Source organism: Reyranella sp. (assembly GCF_050185545.1).
Lineage (GTDB): Bacteria > Pseudomonadota > Alphaproteobacteria > Reyranellales > Reyranellaceae > Reyranella.
Genome location: NZ_JBFWZI010000157.1, coordinates 1 through 17123, shown reverse-complemented (window position 1 = coordinate 17123; position 17123 = coordinate 1). Strand labels below are relative to the sequence as shown.

General features: G+C 65.6%; 13 protein-coding genes, 1 tRNA gene and 1 pseudogene. 14 read left to right on the top strand and 1 reads right to left on the bottom strand.

What is annotated here, in order from left to right; genetic code table 11:
- The 10 genes and pseudogenes from tuf to rpoC all read left to right on the top strand — a co-directional run.
- A pseudogene (tuf, locus tag AB7O82_RS29280) lies at nt 1-131 on the top strand (elongation factor Tu); the annotation flags it as partial.
- 158 nt (nt 132-289) lie between these two features.
- Nucleotides 290-365, top strand: a tRNA-Trp gene (locus tag AB7O82_RS29275).
- A gap of 29 nt (nt 366-394) precedes the next feature.
- Nucleotides 395-586: a preprotein translocase subunit SecE gene (gene secE / locus AB7O82_RS29270; RefSeq protein ID WP_428537167.1), complete on the top strand. Its 192-nt coding sequence runs from the start codon at nt 395-397 to the stop codon at nt 584-586.
- Nucleotide 587: 1 nt separating this feature from the next.
- Nucleotides 588-1124, top strand: a complete 537-nt coding sequence (nusG, locus tag AB7O82_RS29265; RefSeq protein ID WP_428537170.1) for a transcription termination/antitermination protein NusG — start codon at nt 588-590, stop codon at nt 1122-1124.
- 209 nt (nt 1125-1333) lie between these two features.
- Nucleotides 1334-1762 carry a 50S ribosomal protein L11 gene (gene rplK / locus AB7O82_RS29260; RefSeq protein WP_428537173.1) on the top strand — a complete coding sequence of 143 codons (429 nt, stop codon included), beginning with the start codon at nt 1334-1336 and terminating at the stop codon, nt 1760-1762.
- A 4-nt stretch (nt 1763-1766) separates the two neighbouring features.
- Nucleotides 1767-2459, top strand: coding sequence for a 50S ribosomal protein L1 (rplA, locus tag AB7O82_RS29255; RefSeq protein ID WP_428537176.1), 693 nt, complete (start codon nt 1767-1769; stop codon nt 2457-2459).
- Nucleotides 2460-2760: 301 nt separating this feature from the next.
- Nucleotides 2761-3285, top strand: coding sequence for a 50S ribosomal protein L10 (gene rplJ, locus AB7O82_RS29250; RefSeq protein ID WP_428537179.1), 525 nt, complete (start codon nt 2761-2763; stop codon nt 3283-3285).
- A gap of 57 nt (nt 3286-3342) precedes the next feature.
- Nucleotides 3343-3717, top strand: coding sequence for a 50S ribosomal protein L7/L12 (rplL, locus tag AB7O82_RS29245; RefSeq protein WP_395709332.1), 375 nt, complete (start codon nt 3343-3345; stop codon nt 3715-3717).
- Nucleotides 3718-3992: 275 nt separating this feature from the next.
- Nucleotides 3993-8162 (top strand): DNA-directed RNA polymerase subunit beta, encoded by a 4170-nt coding sequence (gene rpoB / locus AB7O82_RS29240; protein WP_428537183.1) that lies wholly within the window; start codon nt 3993-3995, stop codon nt 8160-8162.
- A gap of 85 nt (nt 8163-8247) precedes the next feature.
- Entirely contained in the window at nt 8248-12438 is a 4191-nt protein-coding gene (gene rpoC / locus AB7O82_RS29235) for a DNA-directed RNA polymerase subunit beta' (RefSeq protein WP_428537186.1), read from the top strand.
- A gap of 112 nt (nt 12439-12550) precedes the next feature.
- Here rpoC and AB7O82_RS29230 read toward each other — a convergent pair whose 3' ends face one another.
- Nucleotides 12551-13189 (bottom strand): GNAT family N-acetyltransferase, encoded by a 639-nt coding sequence (locus tag AB7O82_RS29230; protein ID WP_428537189.1) that lies wholly within the window; start codon nt 13187-13189, stop codon nt 12551-12553.
- A gap of 760 nt (nt 13190-13949) precedes the next feature.
- On the opposite strand from AB7O82_RS29230, the gene rpsL reads away from it, so the two are divergent.
- The 4 genes from rpsL to AB7O82_RS29210 all read left to right on the top strand — a co-directional run.
- Nucleotides 13950-14321 carry a 30S ribosomal protein S12 gene (gene rpsL, locus AB7O82_RS29225; RefSeq protein WP_395709336.1) on the top strand — a complete coding sequence of 124 codons (372 nt, stop codon included), beginning with the start codon at nt 13950-13952 and terminating at the stop codon, nt 14319-14321.
- Between the two features lie 17 nt (nt 14322-14338).
- Nucleotides 14339-14809, top strand: coding sequence for a 30S ribosomal protein S7 (rpsG, locus tag AB7O82_RS29220; RefSeq protein WP_395709337.1), 471 nt, complete (start codon nt 14339-14341; stop codon nt 14807-14809).
- 36 nt (nt 14810-14845) lie between these two features.
- The gene (fusA, locus tag AB7O82_RS29215) at nt 14846-16951 is read left to right on the top strand and encodes an elongation factor G (RefSeq protein WP_428537194.1); all 2106 of its coding nucleotides are present in this window, start codon (nt 14846-14848) and stop codon (nt 16949-16951) included.
- A 45-nt stretch (nt 16952-16996) separates the two neighbouring features.
- Nucleotides 16997-17123, top strand: a 127-nt coding sequence (locus tag AB7O82_RS29210; RefSeq protein ID WP_428620846.1) for a GTP-binding protein, incomplete at its 3' end; no start/stop codon positions are given.

The following is a 17123-nucleotide window of genomic DNA, read 5'->3' as shown; positions in this document are numbered from 1 at the left end:
TGCCGGGCGACAACGCGCGCATGGTGGTCGAGCTGATCCAGCCGATCGCGATGGACGAGGGCCTGCGCTTCGCCATCCGCGAGGGCGGCCGCACGGTCGGCGCCGGCGTCGTCACCAAAATCGTAAAATAAGACCTCATCCTGAGGAGGGTGCGAAGCGCCCGTCTCGAAGGGTGGGCAACAACAAAATTGGTCCCACCCTTCGAGACGCGCCCTTTGGGCGCTCCTCAGGGGGAGGATGGAGTGCTATAGATAGTCCACGCTGCCGGACTACCGCCGGCAGCGGCCCTAGGAGTGTAGCTCAGTTGGTAGAGCATCGGTCTCCAAAACCGAGGGCCGGGGGTTCGAGTCCCTCCACTCCTGCCATTTCCAGAAGTACAGATTAGACAGACTAGATGGCGATTAATCCTGTTGAATTCGTTCGCGAGGTCCGCGCCGAGGTGGCCAAGGTCACCTGGCCGACCCGGCGCGAGACCATGATCACCACCAGCATGGTCTTCATCTTCGTCGTCATCGCGGCGCTGTTCTTCCTGGTGGCCGACAAGCTGATCGGCTTCGTCGTCAAGCTGCTGCTCGGGGTATCCTGACATGGTTCATCGCTGGTACGTCGTGCATGCCTACTCGGGCTTCGAGAACAAGGTCGCCCAGTCGATCCGCGAGCAGGCCGAGAAGAAGGGCCTGACCGAGGAACTGTCCCAGGTCATGGTGCCGACGGAAGAGGTGGTCGAGGTGCGGCGCGGCTCGAAGGTGCAGTCAGAGCGCAAATTCTTTCCCGGCTACGTGCTGGTGAAGATGGAGCTGAACGACGACACTTGGCACCTGGTCAAGAACACCGCCAAGGTCACCGGCTTCCTGGGAGGCGGCGGCCACGGCAAGCCCGTGCCGATCTCCGACGCCGAAGCCGGCCGCATCCTGCGCCAGGTCCAGGAAGGCGTCGAGCGGCCCAAGCCGGCCGTCAGCTTCGAGATCGGCGAGCAGGTCAAGGTGGCGGACGGCCCATTTGCCTCTTTCAACGGCACGGTCGAGGATGTGGACGAGGAACGGGCACGCCTGAAAGTGGCGGTTTCGATCTTCGGCCGATCGACCCCGGTCGAACTCGACTACGCGCAGGTGGAAAAGATCTGAATTTGTCCCCATATAGGGGAACAAAATCGGGGTTGTCGCGTTCGGTCGAATTTGCTAGACCGCGCGCCCTTAGGGGCTGGCCTCGTTTGCCGGCCTTTTCTCATGGTTCCGCGCAGGTTCTGGAATCCTTATGGATCAAGGGCTTGGCGGCAATGTAGGTGCGGGAGGCCGGCCATGGTCGTACCGCGCCGCCCAATGGAGGGGCATGCATGGCCAAGAAAATCCAGGCATACGTCAAGCTTCAGGTGCCGGCTGGCAAAGCCAACCCGTCGCCACCAATCGGTCCGGCGCTCGGTCAGCAGGGCGTCAACATCATGGAATTCTGCAAGCAGTTCAACGCGCGCACGCAGAAGATGGAGGCCGGGATGCCGATCCCGGTGGTCATCACCGTGTTCCAGGATCGCAGCTTCGCGTTTGTGACCAAGACGCCGCCGGTTACCTACTTCCTGAAGAAGGCGGCGGGCATCGAATCGGGTGCCAAGACGGTCGGTACCCAGATCGTCGGCCGCGTGACCAAGGCGCAAGTCGAGGAGATCGCCAAGCAGAAGATGCCCGACCTCAACTGCGACACCGTCGAAGCGGCAATGGCGCAAGTCGTCGGCTCGGCCCGCTCGATGGGCCTCCAGGTGGTGGAGTAACGCCATGGCTATGGGCAAGCGCTACAAGGCCGTGTCGGCCACCGTCGATCGCCAGAAGACCTATTCCCTCGAGGAGGCGGTCAAGCTGGTCAAGGCCAACGCCAAGGCCAAGTTCGACGAGACCATCGAGGTTGCCATGAACCTGGGCATCGACCCGCGCCATGCCGACCAGGCGGTGCGCGGCATGGTCGAACTGCCCAACGGCACCGGCAAGACGGTGCGCGTCGCCGTGTTCGCCCGCGCCGCCAAGGCCGACGAAGCCAAGGCGGCCGGCGCCGACGTGGTCGGCGCCGAGGACCTCGCCGAGAAGATCAACGCCGGCGAGATCAATTTTGACCGCTGCATCGCCACCCCCGATATGATGGGCGTGGTCGGCCGTCTCGGTAAGGTGCTGGGCCCGCGCGGCCTGATGCCCAACCCGCGCCTCGGCACGGTGACCCAGGACGTCACCGCCGCGGTCAAGGCGGCCAAGGCCGGTTCGATCGAGTTCCGCGCCGAGAAGGCGGGAATTGTGCATGCCGGTGTCGGCAAGGCCTCGTTCAGCGAGGAGGCGATCGCGGCGAACGTCAAGGCCCTGGTCGGCGCAATCAACCGCGCCAAGCCGAGCGGCGCCAAGGGTACCTTCATCAAGAAGGTGTCGCTGAGTTCGACGATGGGTCCGGGCGTCAAGCTCGACCCGGCCACTGCGCTCGTCTGAGCGCGGTCGGCAACAGAGTTTTCGAGTTTCCCGTTCCGGCTTGCGCCGGCGCGGGAAGGGGCGAACGAGGCCGCGAGGTTTCGGGAACCCCACCTGTCCGAGACCGCCGGTGCCGGCCCTCTTTGGAGGGCGGGCCTAAAGGGGCAACCCGCCAGCGCAGACGGGGGAAAGGGAATCGACGGGCACGGGACCATCGTGCACGCACGCGCCCGAACTTCCGGGGCAGGCGAAGCGGACCGCAAGGTCTGAAACGCAGCCGGTCCGATCCGATGTCCGGGTCGGGCCATAGTTGGAGAAAGCCGTGAATCGTTCGGAAAAGGCCGAAGCGATCGCCGAGCTGAACCAGATCTTCATGGACGCGAGCCTGATGGTGGTGACCCGCCAGTCCGGCCTCACGGTCCAGGAAGTGACGGACCTGCGCCGCAAGGTCAGGGCAGCCGGCGCTACCTACAAGGTCGCGAAGAACAGGCTCACGTTGCGCGCCCTCGAGGGCACGCCTTTCAAGGGTCTCGGTCCCCTGTTCAAGGGGCCGACGGCCATTGCCTACTCCAAGGATCCGGTCGCGGCGGCGAAGGTCATCTCGGCCTTCGCCAAGGACAACGAGAAGCTGACCATCGTCGGTGGTGGGCTGGGCGCGGAAACGCTGGACGTCGCGGGCGTCCAGGCTCTCGCCACCCTGCCGTCGCTCGATGCTCTGCGCGGCAAGATCATCGGTCTCCTCCAGGCGCCAGCGACCAAGATCGCCGGTGTACTGGCGGCGCCGGCCGGTCAGGTCGCTCGTGTCCTCGGCGCATATGGATCCAAGGACGAGGCGAAGGCGGCATAGGGGCGCGCTGCGGCATACGTCTGAATTATCGAAGTTCGGGATATCAGGAGAAGTACGATGGCTAATCTGGAGAAGCTGGTCGAGGAGCTCTCGACCCTGACGGTCCTCGAGGCCGCTCAGCTGAGCAAGATGCTGGAAGAGAAGTGGGGCGTCAGCGCCGCCGCTCCGGTCGCGGTCGCCGCTGCCGGCCCCGCCGCCGCCGCCGCTCCGGCGGAAGTCAAGGACGAGTTCAACGTCATCCTGGCCGCCGCTGGCGACAAGAAGATCAACGTCATCAAGGCGGTGCGCGAGATCACCGGTCTCGGCCTCAAAGAGGCCAAGGACCTGGTCGAGGCGGCGCCCAAGCCGGTCAAGGAAGGCGTGCCGAAGGCGGACGCCGAGAAGCTCAAGGCCAAGCTCGAGGCCGAGGGCGCCAAGGTCGAGCTCAAGTAGCTCGAGCTCTCCTCCCCAGCTTTGCTGGGGAGGTGTTGCCGACATACGGCGACGGAGGGGTCATAAGTCATGACCCCTCCGCCCCGTAAGACGGGGCACCTCCCCATATGAATGGGGAGGAAGACGATGGGGACGGCCCCTTATCCGAGCGGATCCGACCGGGATCCGCTCCGACAAGTGGCCCTCTGCGACGGATGGGGCGAACGGCTGGCGGGCCGGGAACTCCGAGAAAGCAGCGGGTAGTTTCTCCGCCCTTGAACCTTCGAGGACGCAGGATGGCCACGGCCTTCAACACGCGCAAACGGATTCGTCGTTTCTTCGGCCACATCGAGTCTGTGGCGCCGATGCCCAACCTGATCGAGGTGCAGAAGAGCTCGTACGAGAGCTTCCTGCAGCGCACGATCCCGGCGGCCAAGCGCACCCAGTCCGGCCTCCAGGAAGTGTTCCGCTCGGTCTTCCCGATCAAGGACTTCGCCGAGCGCGCCAGCCTCGAGTTCGTCAAGTACGAGTTCGAGGAGCCGAAGTACGACGTCGAGGAGTGCCAGCAGCGCGGCATCACCTTCGCCGCGCCGCTCAAGGTGACGCTGCAGCTCGTCGTCTGGGACATCGACGAGGAAGCGGGCTCGCGCTCGATTCGCGATATCAAGGAGCAGGACGTCTACATGGGCGACATGCCGCTCATGACCGACAACGGCACCTTCATCGTCAACGGCACCGAGCGCGTCATCGTCAGCCAGATGCATCGCTCCCCGGGCGTGTTCTTCGACCACGACAAGGGCAAGACCCACAGCTCGGGCAAGTACCTGTTCGCCGCCCGGATCATCCCCTATCGCGGCTCGTGGCTCGACTTCGAGTTCGACGCCAAGGACCTGATCCACGTCCGCATCGACCGCCGCCGCAAGATCCCGGTGACGACGCTGCTGCTCGCGCTCGACAACGACGCGACGGCGAAGAAGCGCGCCTCGGCCATCGCCAAGGGCCAAATCCTCGATCCCGGCGACGCCCAGGGCCTGTCGCCCGAGGAGATTCTGTCGGCGTTCTACGGCCAGCGCGTCTACAAGCGCGACAGCGACGGCTGGAACACCGCGTTCGACGGCGATTCGATGCGCGGCGTGAAGCTGACGCACGACCTGGTCAACGGCAAGACCGGCAAGGTGGTGGCCGAGGCCGGCACCAAGCTGACGCCGCGACTGCTCAACCGCCTGAAGGAGCAGGGCCTCAAGGAGGTCCGCGTCTCGTCCGAGGAGCTGATCGGCCGCTATGCCGCGCTCGACGTCATCAACGAGAAGACCGGCGAGATCTTCGTCGAGGCCGGCCAGGAGATTACCGAGGCGGTGCTCGAGCTGTTCAACGAGAACGAGATCGACGCCCTGCCCACGCTGGCCATCGACCACGTCAATGTCGGGCCTTACATCCGCAATACCCTGGCGGCCGACAAGAACTCGAACCGCGAGGAAGCGCTGCTCGACATCTACCGCGTCATGCGGCCGGGCGAGCCGCCGACGCTGGAGCAGGCGGAGACCCTGTTCCAGGGGCTGCTGTTCGACATCGAGCGCTACGACCTCTCGCCGGTCGGTCGCGTCAAGATGAACATGCGGCTGGGCTTCGAGGGCGTCCCCGATTCGCAGCGCACGCTGCGCCGCGACGACATCCTCGCGGTCGTCAAGGTCCTGCACGACCTCAAGGATGGTCGCGGCGAGATCGACGACATCGACCATCTCGGCAACCGCCGCGTCCGCTCGGTCGGCGAGCTGATGGAGAACCAGTATCGCGTCGGCCTGCTGCGCATGGAGCGGGCGATCCGCGAGCGCATGAGCTCGATCGACATCGACACCGTGATGCCGCACGACCTGATCAACGCCAAGCCGGCGGCGGCGGCGGTGCGCGAGTTCTTCGGCTCGAGCCAGCTCAGCCAGTTCATGGACCAGACCAATCCGCTGTCGGAGGTCACCCACAAGCGCCGCCTGTCGGCGCTCGGGCCGGGCGGTCTCACGCGCGAGCGCGCCGGCTTCGAGGTGCGCGACGTGCATCCGACGCACTACGGCCGCATCTGCCCGATCGAGACGCCGGAAGGCCCCAACATCGGCCTGATCAACTCGCTCGCGACCTATGCCCGCGTCAACCAGTACGGCTTCATCGAGAGCCCGTACCGCAAGGTCGCGGGCGGCCGCGTCACCGACGAGGTCGTCTACCTGTCGGCGATGGAGGAGGGCCGTTACACGGTCGCCCAGGCCAATGCCGAGATCGACGCCCGAGGCAAGTTCGTGTCCGAGCTGGTGCAGTGCCGCAAGGGCGGCGAGTACATTCTCGGCCGCCCCGACACGATCGACTTCGTCGACGTGTCGCCTAAGCAGATCGTCTCGGTCGCCGCGGCGCTGATCCCGTTCCTCGAGAACGACGATGCCAACCGCGCCCTGATGGGCTCCAACATGCAGCGCCAGGCGGTGCCGCTGATCCAGGCCGAATCGCCGCTGGTCGGCACCGGCATGGAGGAGGTCGTGGCGCGCGATTCGGGCGTGGCGATCGCCGCCCGCCGCACCGGCGTCGTCGACCAGGTCGACGCCATGCGCATCGTCGTGCGCGCCACCGAGGATGTCGGCCCCAACCGTCCGGCGGTCGACATCTACAACCTCCTGAAGTTCCAGCGCTCCAACCAGAGCACCTGCATCACCCAGAAGCCGCTGGTGAAGGTCGGCGACCAGGTCAAGAAGGGCGACATCGTGGCCGACGGCCCGTCGACCCGCGACGGCGAGCTGGCGCTCGGCCGCAACGTGCTGGTCGCCTTCATGCCGTGGAATGGCTACAACTTCGAGGACTCGATCCTGCTATCCGAGCGCATCGTGCGCGACGACGTCTTCACCTCGATCCACATCGAGGAGTTCGAGGTCATGGCGCGCGACACCAAGCTCGGCCAGGAGGAGATCAGCCGCGACATCCCGAACGTCGGCGAGGAGGCCCTGAAGAACCTCGACGAGGCGGGCATCGTCTACATCGGCGCCGAGGTCAAGGCTGGCGACATCCTGGTCGGCAAGGTGACGCCGAAGGGCGAGAGCCCGATGACGCCGGAAGAAAAGCTGCTGCGCGCCATCTTCGGCGAGAAGGCGGCCGACGTGCGCGACACCTCGCTCAAGGTGCCGCCGGGCGTCGAGGGCACGGTGGTCGAGGTCCGCGTGTTCAACCGCCGCGGCGTCGACAAGGACGAGCGCGCGCTCGCCATCGAGCGCGACGAGATCGAGCGCCTGGCCAAGGACCGCGACGACGAGAAGGCCATCCTGGAGCGCAGCTTCTACGGCCAGATCCAGGAAATGCTGATGAACCAGACGGTGGCCGGCGGGCTGAAGGGCCTCAAGGCGGGCACCCGCATCACCGACAAGGTGCTGGGCGAGTACACGCCGGGCCAGTGGCGCCAGATCGCGGTCAAGACCGACAAGAAGCAGGCCGAGATCGAGGCGCTGAACAAGCAGTTCGACGAGTCGATGAAGCGTCTGCAGGACCGCTTCGACAGCAAGGTCGACAAGCTGCAGCGCGGCGACGAGCTGCCGCCGGGCGTGATGAAGATGGTCAAGGTCTTCGTCGCCACCAAGCGCAAGCTGCAGCCCGGCGACAAGATGGCCGGCCGCCACGGCAACAAGGGCGTGATCTCGCGCATCATGCCGCTCGAGGACATGCCGTATCTCGAGGACGGCACCTCCGTCGACATCGTGCTCAATCCGCTGGGCGTGCCGTCGCGCATGAATGTCGGGCAGATCCTCGAGACCCATCTCGGCTGGGCCGCCGCCGGCCTCGGCAGGAAGATCGGCGAGATGCTGAACGGCGCCCGCGAGAGCTCGGTGGCGCAGCTGCGCAAGAGCCTGCGCGAGATCTACGGCGAGAAGGCCTACAAGGCCGAGATCGCCGATCTCGACGACGAGCGCACGATCGAGCTCGCCGGCAATCTGTCGCGCGGCGTGCCCTTCGCCTCGCCGGTGTTCGACGGCGCGCACGAGGCGGATATCGTCGGCATGCTGGAGATGGCAGGGCTCGACAAGTCGGGCCAGGTCACCCTGGTCGACGGCCGTACCGGGGAGGCGTTCGATCGCCGGGTGACGGTGGGCTACATCTACATGCTGAAGCTCCATCACCTGGTGGACGACAAGATCCACGCCCGTTCGATCGGCCCCTACAGCCTGGTCACCCAGCAGCCGCTGGGCGGCAAGGCGCAGTTCGGCGGCCAGCGCTTCGGCGAGATGGAGGTGTGGGCGCTCGAGGCCTATGGGGCCGCCTACACCCTGCAGGAGATCCTCACCGTCAAGTCGGACGACGTCGCGGGCCGCACCAAGGTCTACGAAGCCATCGTGCGCGGCGACGACACGTTCGAGGCGGGCATCCCCGAATCCTTCAACGTTCTGGTCAAGGAGCTGCGCTCCCTGGGCCTCAACGTCGAACTGAACCAGTCCGCCACGTGAGTGGCGGAGAGGTCGGCCACGCGCGCGTGGTCGACCGCCCAGAGCTTTCGCGAATCAAGTCCAACGAACCCCCAGGACTCTACAGATGACCGACCTCATCAACGTATTGGGCCAGCCCCAGGGCACTCCGACCTTCGACGAGATCCGCATCTCGATCGCCAGCCCCGAACGCGTCCGCGCCTGGAGCCACGGCGAGATCAAGAAGCCGGAGACCATCAACTACCGGACCTTCAAGCCGGAGCGCGACGGTCTGTTCTGCGCCCGCATCTTCGGACCGATCAAGGACTACGAGTGCCTGTGCGGCAAGTACAAGCGCATGAAGTTCCGCGGCATCACCTGCGAGAAGTGCGGCGTCGAGGTGACGCTGACCAAGGTGCGCCGCGAGCGCATGGGCCACATCGAGCTCGCCTCGCCGGTGGCGCACATCTGGTTCCTGAAGTCGCTGCCGAGCCGCATCGGCCTGCTGCTCGACATGACGCTGCGCGACCTCGAGCGCATCCTCTATTTCGAGAACTACGTCGTCAGCAGCCCCGGCCTGACGCCGCTCAAGTACCGCGAGCTCCTGAACGAGGAGCAGTACCTCACGGCGCTCGACGAGTACGGCGAGGGCTCGTTTGAGGCCGAGATCGGCGCCGAGGCGATCCGCGCCATGCTGGCCGACATCAACCTCGAGGAGGAGCGTCCACGCCTGCGCGAGGAGCTGCGCGAGACGACGTCCGAGGCCAAGCGCAAGAAGCTGGTCAAGCGGCTGAAGCTCGTCGAGAACTTCATCGAATCGGGCGCCCGGCCGGAGTGGATGATCCTCGAGCTGGTGCCGGTGATCCCGCCCGAGCTGCGCCCGCTGGTGCCGCTCGACGGCGGCCGCTTCGCCACGTCGGACCTGAACGACCTCTATCGCCGCGTCATCAACCGCAACAACCGCCTGAAGCGGCTGATCGAGCTGCGCGCGCCCGACATCATCGTGCGCAACGAGAAGCGCATGCTGCAGGAGTCGGTCGACGCGCTGTTCGACAACGGCCGTCGCGGCCGCGTCATCACCGGCGCCAACAAGCGCCCTCTGAAGTCGCTCTCCGACATGCTCAAGGGCAAGCAGGGCCGCTTCCGCCAGAACCTACTCGGCAAGCGCGTCGACTACTCGGGCCGCTCGGTCATCGTGGTCGGACCCGAGCTCAAGCTGCATCAGTGCGGCCTGCCCAAGAAGATGGCACTCGAGCTCTTCAAGCCGTTCATCTACTCGCGCCTGCAGGCCTACGGCATGGCCAACACCATCAAGGCCGCCAAGCGCATGGTCGAGAAGGAGCGGCCCGAGGTGTGGGACATCCTCGAGGAGGTGATCCGCGAGCATCCGGTGCTCTTGAATCGCGCGCCCACGCTGCATCGCCTCGGCATTCAGGCGTTCGAGCCCGTGCTGATCGAGGGCAAGGCGATCCAGCTCCATCCGTTGGTCTGCACCGCCTTCAACGCCGATTTCGACGGCGACCAGATGGCGGTCCACGTGCCGCTGTCGCTGGAAGCGCAGCTCGAGGCGCGCGTGCTGATGATGTCGACCAACAACATCCTGAGTCCGGCCAGCGGCAAGCCGATCATCGTGCCCAGCCAGGATATCGTGCTCGGCATCTACTACATCACGCTCGAGCGCGACGGCGAGCCGGGTGAAGGCTCGCTGTTCTCCGACATCGGCGAGCTCGAGCACGCGCTGCACAAGCGCTCGCTCTCCATGCACGCCAAGATCAAGGCCCGCCTGGAGGCCTACGACGACAAGGGCGTGCTGGCCAACCGCGTGGTCGAGACCACGCCGGGCCGCATCCTGCTGGCGCAGATCCTGCCGCGCCATCCCAACCTGCCGTTCTCGCTGATCAACAAGCTGCTCACCAAGAAGGAGCTGCAGAGCGTCATCGACACGGTCTACCGCCACTGCGGCCAGAAGGAGACGGTGATCTTCGCCGACCGGCTGATGGGGCTCGGCTTCTATCACGCCTGCCGCGCCGGCATCTCGTTCGGCAAGGACGATCTCGTCATCCCGTCGACCAAGGAGAAGCTGGTCGCCCTGACCCAGAAGGAGGTCAAGGAGTACGAGCAGCAGTACCAGGACGGCCTGATCACGTCTGGCGAGAAGTACAACAAGGTGGTCGACGCCTGGTCGCGCTGCTCGGAGAACGTCGCCAAGGAGATGATGAAGGGCATCAGGACGCCGAAGCCCGGCCAGCCGGTGAACTCGGTGTGGATGATGTCGGATTCCGGAGCGCGCGGGTCGCCGACCCAGATGAAGCAGCTTGCCGGCATGCGCGGCCTGATGACCAAGCCGTCGGGTGAGATCATCGAGACGCCGATCATCTCCAACTTCAAGGAAGGCCTGTCGGTGCTGGAGTACTTCAACTCCACTCACGGCGCCCGCAAGGGCCTCGCTGACACCGCGCTCAAGACCGCCAACTCGGGCTACCTGACGCGCCGTCTCGTCGACGTCGCCCAGGACTGCATCATCTTCGAGGAGGATTGCGGCACCGAGCGTGGCCTCACCATGCGCGCCGTCGTCGACGGCGGCGACATCATCGAGCCGCTCAGCGAACGCGTGCTCGGTCGCACTGCGCTCGACGACGTCATCGATCCGGTGAACGGCACGGTCATCTCCAAGGCCGGCGAGCTGATCGACGAGGTCAAGGTCGAGCAGATCGAGAAGGCCGGCATCGAGGAGATCCGGATTCGCTCGGTGCTGACCTGCGACACCAAGATCGGCGTCTGCGGCAAGTGCTACGGCCGCGACTTGGCGCGCGGTACCCCGGTCAACATCGGCGAGGCGGTCGGCGTCATCGCCGCCCAGTCGATCGGCGAGCCGGGTACCCAGCTGACCATGCGCACCTTCCACATCGGCGGCGCCGCGCAGCGAGGCGCCGAGCAGTCGAGCATCGAGGCGAGCCATGACGGCTTCATCCAGGTGCGCAACCGCAACGTCGTCATCAACAGCCAGGGCCTGCCGGTCGTGATGGGCCGCAACACCGAGCTGGTGCTGATCGACGGCGCCCAGCGCGAGCGCGCCAAGCATCGCGTGCCCTACGGCGCCCGGTTGCTGGTCGACAACGAGGCGCCGGTCGCCAAGGGCCAGAAGCTCGCCGAATGGGATCCCTACACCCTGCCGATCATCACCGAGAAGGCGGGCAAGGCGGTCTATGTCGACCTGGTCGAAGGCGTGTCGATGCGCGAGGTGATCGACGATTCGACCGGCATCTCGAACCGCGTCGTCGTCGACTGGAAGGGCCAACCGCGCGGCGGCGACCTGCGCCCGCGCATCGCCATCCACGATGCCGAGGGCAACCCGATCATGCTGGCCAACGGCCAGGAGGCCCGCTACCTGCTGTCGATCGACTCGGTGCTGTCGGTCGAGAACGGGCAGGAAGTCCATGCCGGCGACATCCTGGCGCGTATCCCGCGCGAGGGCGGCAAGAACCGCGACATCACCGGCGGCCTGCCGCGCGTCGCCGAGCTGTTCGAGGCGCGCAAGCCGAAGGATTTCGCGATCATCTGCGACATCGCCGGGCGCATCGAGTTCGGCAAGGACTACAAGAGCAAGCGCCGCATCCTGATCGTGCCGGAGGGCGTCGGGCCGGATGGCAAGGAGCTCGAGCCGGTCGAGTACCTGATCCCCAAGGGCAAGCGCATCGCCGTCCAGGAAGGCGACTACGTCGAGCGCGGCGACCTGCTGATCGACGGCAACCCGGTGCCGCACGACATCCTGCGCGTGCTCGGCATCGAGAAGCTGGCCGAGTACCTGGTCAACGAGATCCAGGAGGTCTATCGACTGCAGGGCGTGAAGATCAACGACAAGCACATCGAGACGATTGCGCGTCAGATGCTGCAGAAGGTCGAGATCACCGACGCCGGCGATTCGACCTTCCTGATCGGCGAGCAGGTCGACAAGCAGGAGTTCGAGCACGAGAACGCCAAGCTCAAGCTCGAGAACATGAATCCGGCCAAGGCCGACCCGGTGCTGCTCGGCATCACCAAGGCCAGCCTGCAGACCAAGTCGTTCATCTCGGCGGCGTCGTTCCAGGAGACCACGCGCGTGCTCACCGAGGCGGCCGTGTCCGGCCGTGTCGACACCCTGCAGGGCCTCAAGGAGAACGTCATCGTCGGCCGCCTGATCCCGGCCGGCACCGGCGGCGTGGTCAACCGGCTGAAGGCGATTGCCGCCCAGCGCGATCGCGCCATCCTCGCCGCCGGCGGCGAATCCGAGAACCGCACGCTGCCGCCCATCCTCGAGGAGGAACAGGCGGCGGACTGATTGCCTTCGCACCCCTCGTGTTCCTCCCCCGTTATCGGGGGAGGAAAGCTAAACTGGGCCGTCAGCGCGAGCTGACGGCCCTGATTGTATGACGGGAAGCAGAGTAGCCCCTTCAGGTGAAGGCCTCGGCCGTCGCCTCCGGGGGACGGCTCTTGGCCGGGCGAGCCTTTCTCCTGGCCGATTGCCGGGTGGAGGTCCAACTCTCCCGCGTCAGCAGCCAGACCATGTGCGTGGTCTCACCGCCGACATGGCGGCCGATCACCAGATCGACCAGGCGGGCGCCCTGGCGCTCCTTGATGCGGCGCGACGGCTGATTTTCCTGGGCGTTGGTCGACCACAGGTGCGGCCAGTCGAGGTCGTCGAAGGCGTAACGGGTGACGCGGTCCAGGGCCTCCATCATCAGGCCGCGGCCCTGGAACTCGGGATCGATCCAGAAGCCGCACTGGCTGAAGCAGATGCCGTCGTCCGGCTTCAGCCCGATCAGGCCGATCGCCTCTTGCGGGCCGCGCCGCGGGACGAGCGCCCAGTGCGATCGGGCGCCGCGCGCCATGCTGCCGAGGCAGTTGGCGACGTAGCGCGCCGCGCCGTCAGCCGGATAGGGCCAGGGCACCTTGGCATCGAGGTAGCGGACGATGTCCCACCGCGGGAATCGGCGCTGGATCGCCGGCACATCCTGGGTGCCGAGCGGACGCAGGATCAGGCGCTGGGTCTCCAGCATCGGCGTGGGCGGCATCATCCTGTTGGGGTGCATGACGGGTCTCGCTTCCATTTGCCGGAGGCGGGACCGCTGCGCAGGGCCCCACCATCGCGGCGGGGCCAGGGGTCTTGTCGCAGTTAGGTCAGAAGACGATCACGCGCACGAAGAGCCCTGCCCCGAAGGTGGTACCTTTGGTAGCCGAGACCCAACGCGGATCGATGCGCAACATGTTGACCCGGATAACCTACAGGGAGCGTGAAGTAAACCGATTGGGCAACAGCCGCCGAAGTTCTCGGCCGCCTGTGGCCTTGGTGCAACTGATGTCCATGTTCTTGCGCACTTCTGGGGGCGCGCCACTCCAGTGGCGCGATCGTTGTCGATCACGCGGAAGATGCGCCATTGGAGTGGCACACTGCCAAGCAGAGCTTGCGCCGATCGTGGCATTCTTGTGTCTGTCCCGTCGGGACCCCCAACATGTTGTAAAATATTCTTGCGCACGCGGTGACGACGGCGTCACGAACGAGTCGTTGGAGGCACGCCGAGAATAGCCAACGAAATCAATGAGAAATGCGATGCGGCGTGCTTGACGCCCCGGTGCAGCGGCCATATAAGCGCGCCACCTCGCCGAGGGGCTGGTGGTAGGCCGAAAGCCTAAACGCAGCCTGACGTCGAGGACCGCTACAAGTGAGGCCGTTCGGCCGCAGAGTTTCGTTCGCGCGGGGCTGCGCTCTTGCCGCCATGCCCGCGCTTTCGCTTTGCACCGTTGCCTCCACATTGGGTGGACCTGAGACGGCGATTAGGAAACCGGAAGTCGATGCCGACCATTAACCAGTTGATCCGCAAGCAGCGCCACGGCCTCACCGCACGTAACAAGGTGCCGGCGCTGCAGGCCTGCCCGCAGAAGCGCGGCGTTTGCACGCGCGTCTATACGACGACGCCCAAGAAGCCGAACTCGGCGCTGCGCAAGGTCGCCAAGGTTCGCCTCACCAACGGCTACGAGGTGGTGAGCTACATCCCCGGCGAAGGTCACAATCTCCAGGAGCACTCGGTGGTCATGATCCGCGGCGGTCGCGTCAAGGACCTGCCCGGCGTGCGCTACCACATCATCCGCGGCACTCTCGACACCCAGGGCGTCAAGGACCGCAAGCAGCGCCGGTCGAAGTACGGCGCCAAGCGTCCGAAGTAAGGCGGGGAGAAGCACACATGTCCCGTCGTCGCGCAGCCGAGAAACGCGAAGTCCTGCCGGACGCCAAGTTCGGCGATGTCGTTCTCTCGAAGTTCATGAACACGCTGATGGAGCGTGGCAAGAAGTCGGTCGCCGAGCGCGTGGTCTACGGCGCCCTCGACGAGATCGAGTCCAAGCTCAAGCAGGATCCGGTGCCGGCCTTCCACGAGGCGCTGGAGAACGTCAAGCCGGCGGTCGAAGTCCGCTCGCGCCGCGTCGGCGGCGCCACCTACCAGGTCCCCGTCGAGGTTCGCCCGGAGCGCCGCCAGGCCCTGGCCATCCGCTGGATCATCCAGGCGGCCCGCGATCGCTCGGGTCATAGCATGAAAGAGAAGCTCTCGGCCGAGCTGCTCGACGCCTTCAACCGGCGCGGCAATGCGGTCAAGAAGCGCGAGGACACCCATAAGATGGCCGACGCCAACAAGGCGTTTGCCCACTATCGCTGGTAACGCTCCTCAAGAAGCCCCTTCGAGAAAGCCCCCTCCATGGCTCGTACCACCCCCATCGCGCATTACCGCAACATCGGTATCATGGCGCATATCGACGCCGGCAAGACGACCACGACCGAGCGCATCCTGTACTACACCGGCAAGTCGCATAAGATCGGCGAAGTCCACGACGGCGCCGCCACCATGGACTGGATGGAGCAGGAGCAGGAGCGCGGCATCACCATCACGTCTGCCGCCACGACCTGCTTCTGGAAGACCGAGGCGGGCCCGTTCGCCGGTCCCTCCTTCCGCGTCAACATCATCGATACGCCGGGCCACGTCGACTTCACCATCGAGGTCGAGCGCAGCCTGCGCGTCCTCGACGGTGCCGTCTGCGTGTTCGACAGCGTCGCCGGCGTGGAGCCGCAATCCGAGACGGTGTGGCGCCAGGCCGACAAGTACGGCGTGCCGCGCATCTGCTTCGTCAACAAGATGGATCGCACCGGCGCCAATTTCTGGCGCACCGTCGACATGATCAAGGATCGGCTGGGCAGCAACCCGCTGGTCACGCAGATCCCCATCGGCACCGAGTCGGAATACAAGGGCCTGGTCGACCTGGTCTCCAACAAGGCGATCATCTGGCTGGAAGAGACGCTCGGCGCCAAGTTCGAGATCGTCGAGATCCCTGCCGACCTCAAGGAGCAGGCCGCCGAGTGGCGCCACAAGATGCTCGAGATGGCGGTCGAGCAGGACGATACGGCGCTCGAGAAGTACCTCGGCGGCGAGGAGCCCGACCACGACACGCTGATCAAGTGCATCCGCAAGGGCACCATCTCGTATGCCTTCGTGCCGGTGTTGTGCGGCTCGGCGTTCAAGAACAAGGGCGTTCAGCCCATGCTCGACGCAGTGGTGAACTACCTGCCGGCGCCGACCGACGTGGCCGACGTCAAGGGCGTCAAGATGGGCAGCGACGAGGCGATCACGCTGCCGTCGAGCGACGACGCGCCGCTGTCGGCGCTCGCCTTCAAGATCATGACTGATCCGTTCGTCGGCTCGCTTACCTTCGCGCGCGTCTATTCGGGCGTGCTCGAGTCGGCGACCGGCGTGCTGAACAGCACCAAGGATCGCAAGGAGCGCATCGGCCGCATGCTGCTGATGCACGCCAACAACCGCGAGGACGTCAAGGAAGCACGCGCCGGCGACATCATCGCCCTGGCCGGACTCAAGAGCGTCACCACCGGCGACACGCTGTGCAGCCCCGACAATCCGGTGATCCTCGAGAGGATGGACTTCCCCGATCCGGTCATCGAGCTCGCCATCGAGCCCAAGTCGAAGGCCGACCAGGAGAAGATGGGCCAGGCACTCGGCCGTCTCGTGCAGGAGGATCCGACCTTCCGTGTCTCGACCGACCAGGAGACAGGGCAGACCGTCATCAAGGGCATGGGCGAGCTCCATCTCGAGATCAAGGTCGACATCCTGAAGCGCACCTACAAGGTCGACGCCAATGTCGGCGCGCCGCAGGTCGCCTATCGCGAGACGCTGGGTCGCCGCGCCGAGATCGACTACACGCACAAGAAGCAGAGCGGCGGCTCCGGCCAGTTCGCCCGCATCAAGCTTGTGTTCGAGCCGGGCGAGCCGGGCTCGGGCTACAGCTTCGAAAGCAAGATCGTCGGCGGCTCGGTGCCCAAGGAATACATCCCGGGCGTCGAGAAAGGCCTCGAGGCGTCACGCGAGACCGGCGTGCTGGCCGGCTTCCCGGTGATCGACTTCAAGGCGACCCTGGTCGACGGCGCCTATCATGACGTCGATTCGAGCGTGCTGGCCTTCGAGATTGCCGCCCGCGCGGCCTTCAAGGAAGGCCTGAACAAGGCGCAGTGCAAGCTGCTCGAGCCGATCATGAAGGTCGAGGTGGTGACGCCGGAAGACTACATGGGCGACTGCATCGGCGACCTCAACAGCCGGCGTGGCCAGATCCAGGGCATGGAGGCGCGCGGCAACGCGCAGGTCATCAATGCCATGGTGCCGCTCGCCAACATGTTCGGCTACGTGAACACGCTGCGGTCGATGACGCAGGGGCGCGCGGCTTACACCATGACCTTCGACCACTACGCGCCTGTGCCGCAGGCGGTGGCGGACGAGGTTGTCGCCAAGCTGGCGGGCTGACGCACCGCCGATCTAACCAGGACCGACTGACTAGGGATCAAGACAATGGGCAAGGCGAAATTCGAGCGGAACAAGCCGCACTGCAACATCGGCACGATCGGCCACGTCGACCATGGCAAGACGTCTCTGACGGCGGCGATCACGAAGATCCTGGCGAAGACGGGCGGAGCGA

Bases quoted from the DNA above. Each gene is read 5' to 3' on its own strand.
- secE (WP_428537167.1), top strand. From the start codon at position 395: ATGGCGATTAATCCTGTTGAATTCGTTCGCGAGGTCCGCGCCGAGGTG.
- nusG (WP_428537170.1), top strand. From the start codon at position 588: ATGGTTCATCGCTGGTACGTCGTGCATGCCTACTCGGGCTTCGAGAAC.
- rplK (WP_428537173.1), top strand. From the start codon at position 1,334: ATGGCCAAGAAAATCCAGGCATACGTCAAGCTTCAGGTGCCGGCTGGC.
- rplA (WP_428537176.1), top strand. From the start codon at position 1,767: ATGGCTATGGGCAAGCGCTACAAGGCCGTGTCGGCCACCGTCGATCGC.
- rplL (WP_395709332.1), top strand. From the start codon at position 3,343: ATGGCTAATCTGGAGAAGCTGGTCGAGGAGCTCTCGACCCTGACGGTC.
- rpoB (WP_428537183.1), top strand. From the start codon at position 3,993: ATGGCCACGGCCTTCAACACGCGCAAACGGATTCGTCGTTTCTTCGGC.
- rpoC (WP_428537186.1), top strand. From the start codon at position 8,248: ATGACCGACCTCATCAACGTATTGGGCCAGCCCCAGGGCACTCCGACC.
- AB7O82_RS29230 (WP_428537189.1), bottom strand. From the start codon at position 13,189: ATGCACCCCAACAGGATGATGCCGCCCACGCCGATGCTGGAGACCCAG.
- rpsL (WP_395709336.1), top strand. From the start codon at position 13,950: ATGCCGACCATTAACCAGTTGATCCGCAAGCAGCGCCACGGCCTCACC.
- rpsG (WP_395709337.1), top strand. From the start codon at position 14,339: ATGTCCCGTCGTCGCGCAGCCGAGAAACGCGAAGTCCTGCCGGACGCC.
- fusA (WP_428537194.1), top strand. From the start codon at position 14,846: ATGGCTCGTACCACCCCCATCGCGCATTACCGCAACATCGGTATCATG.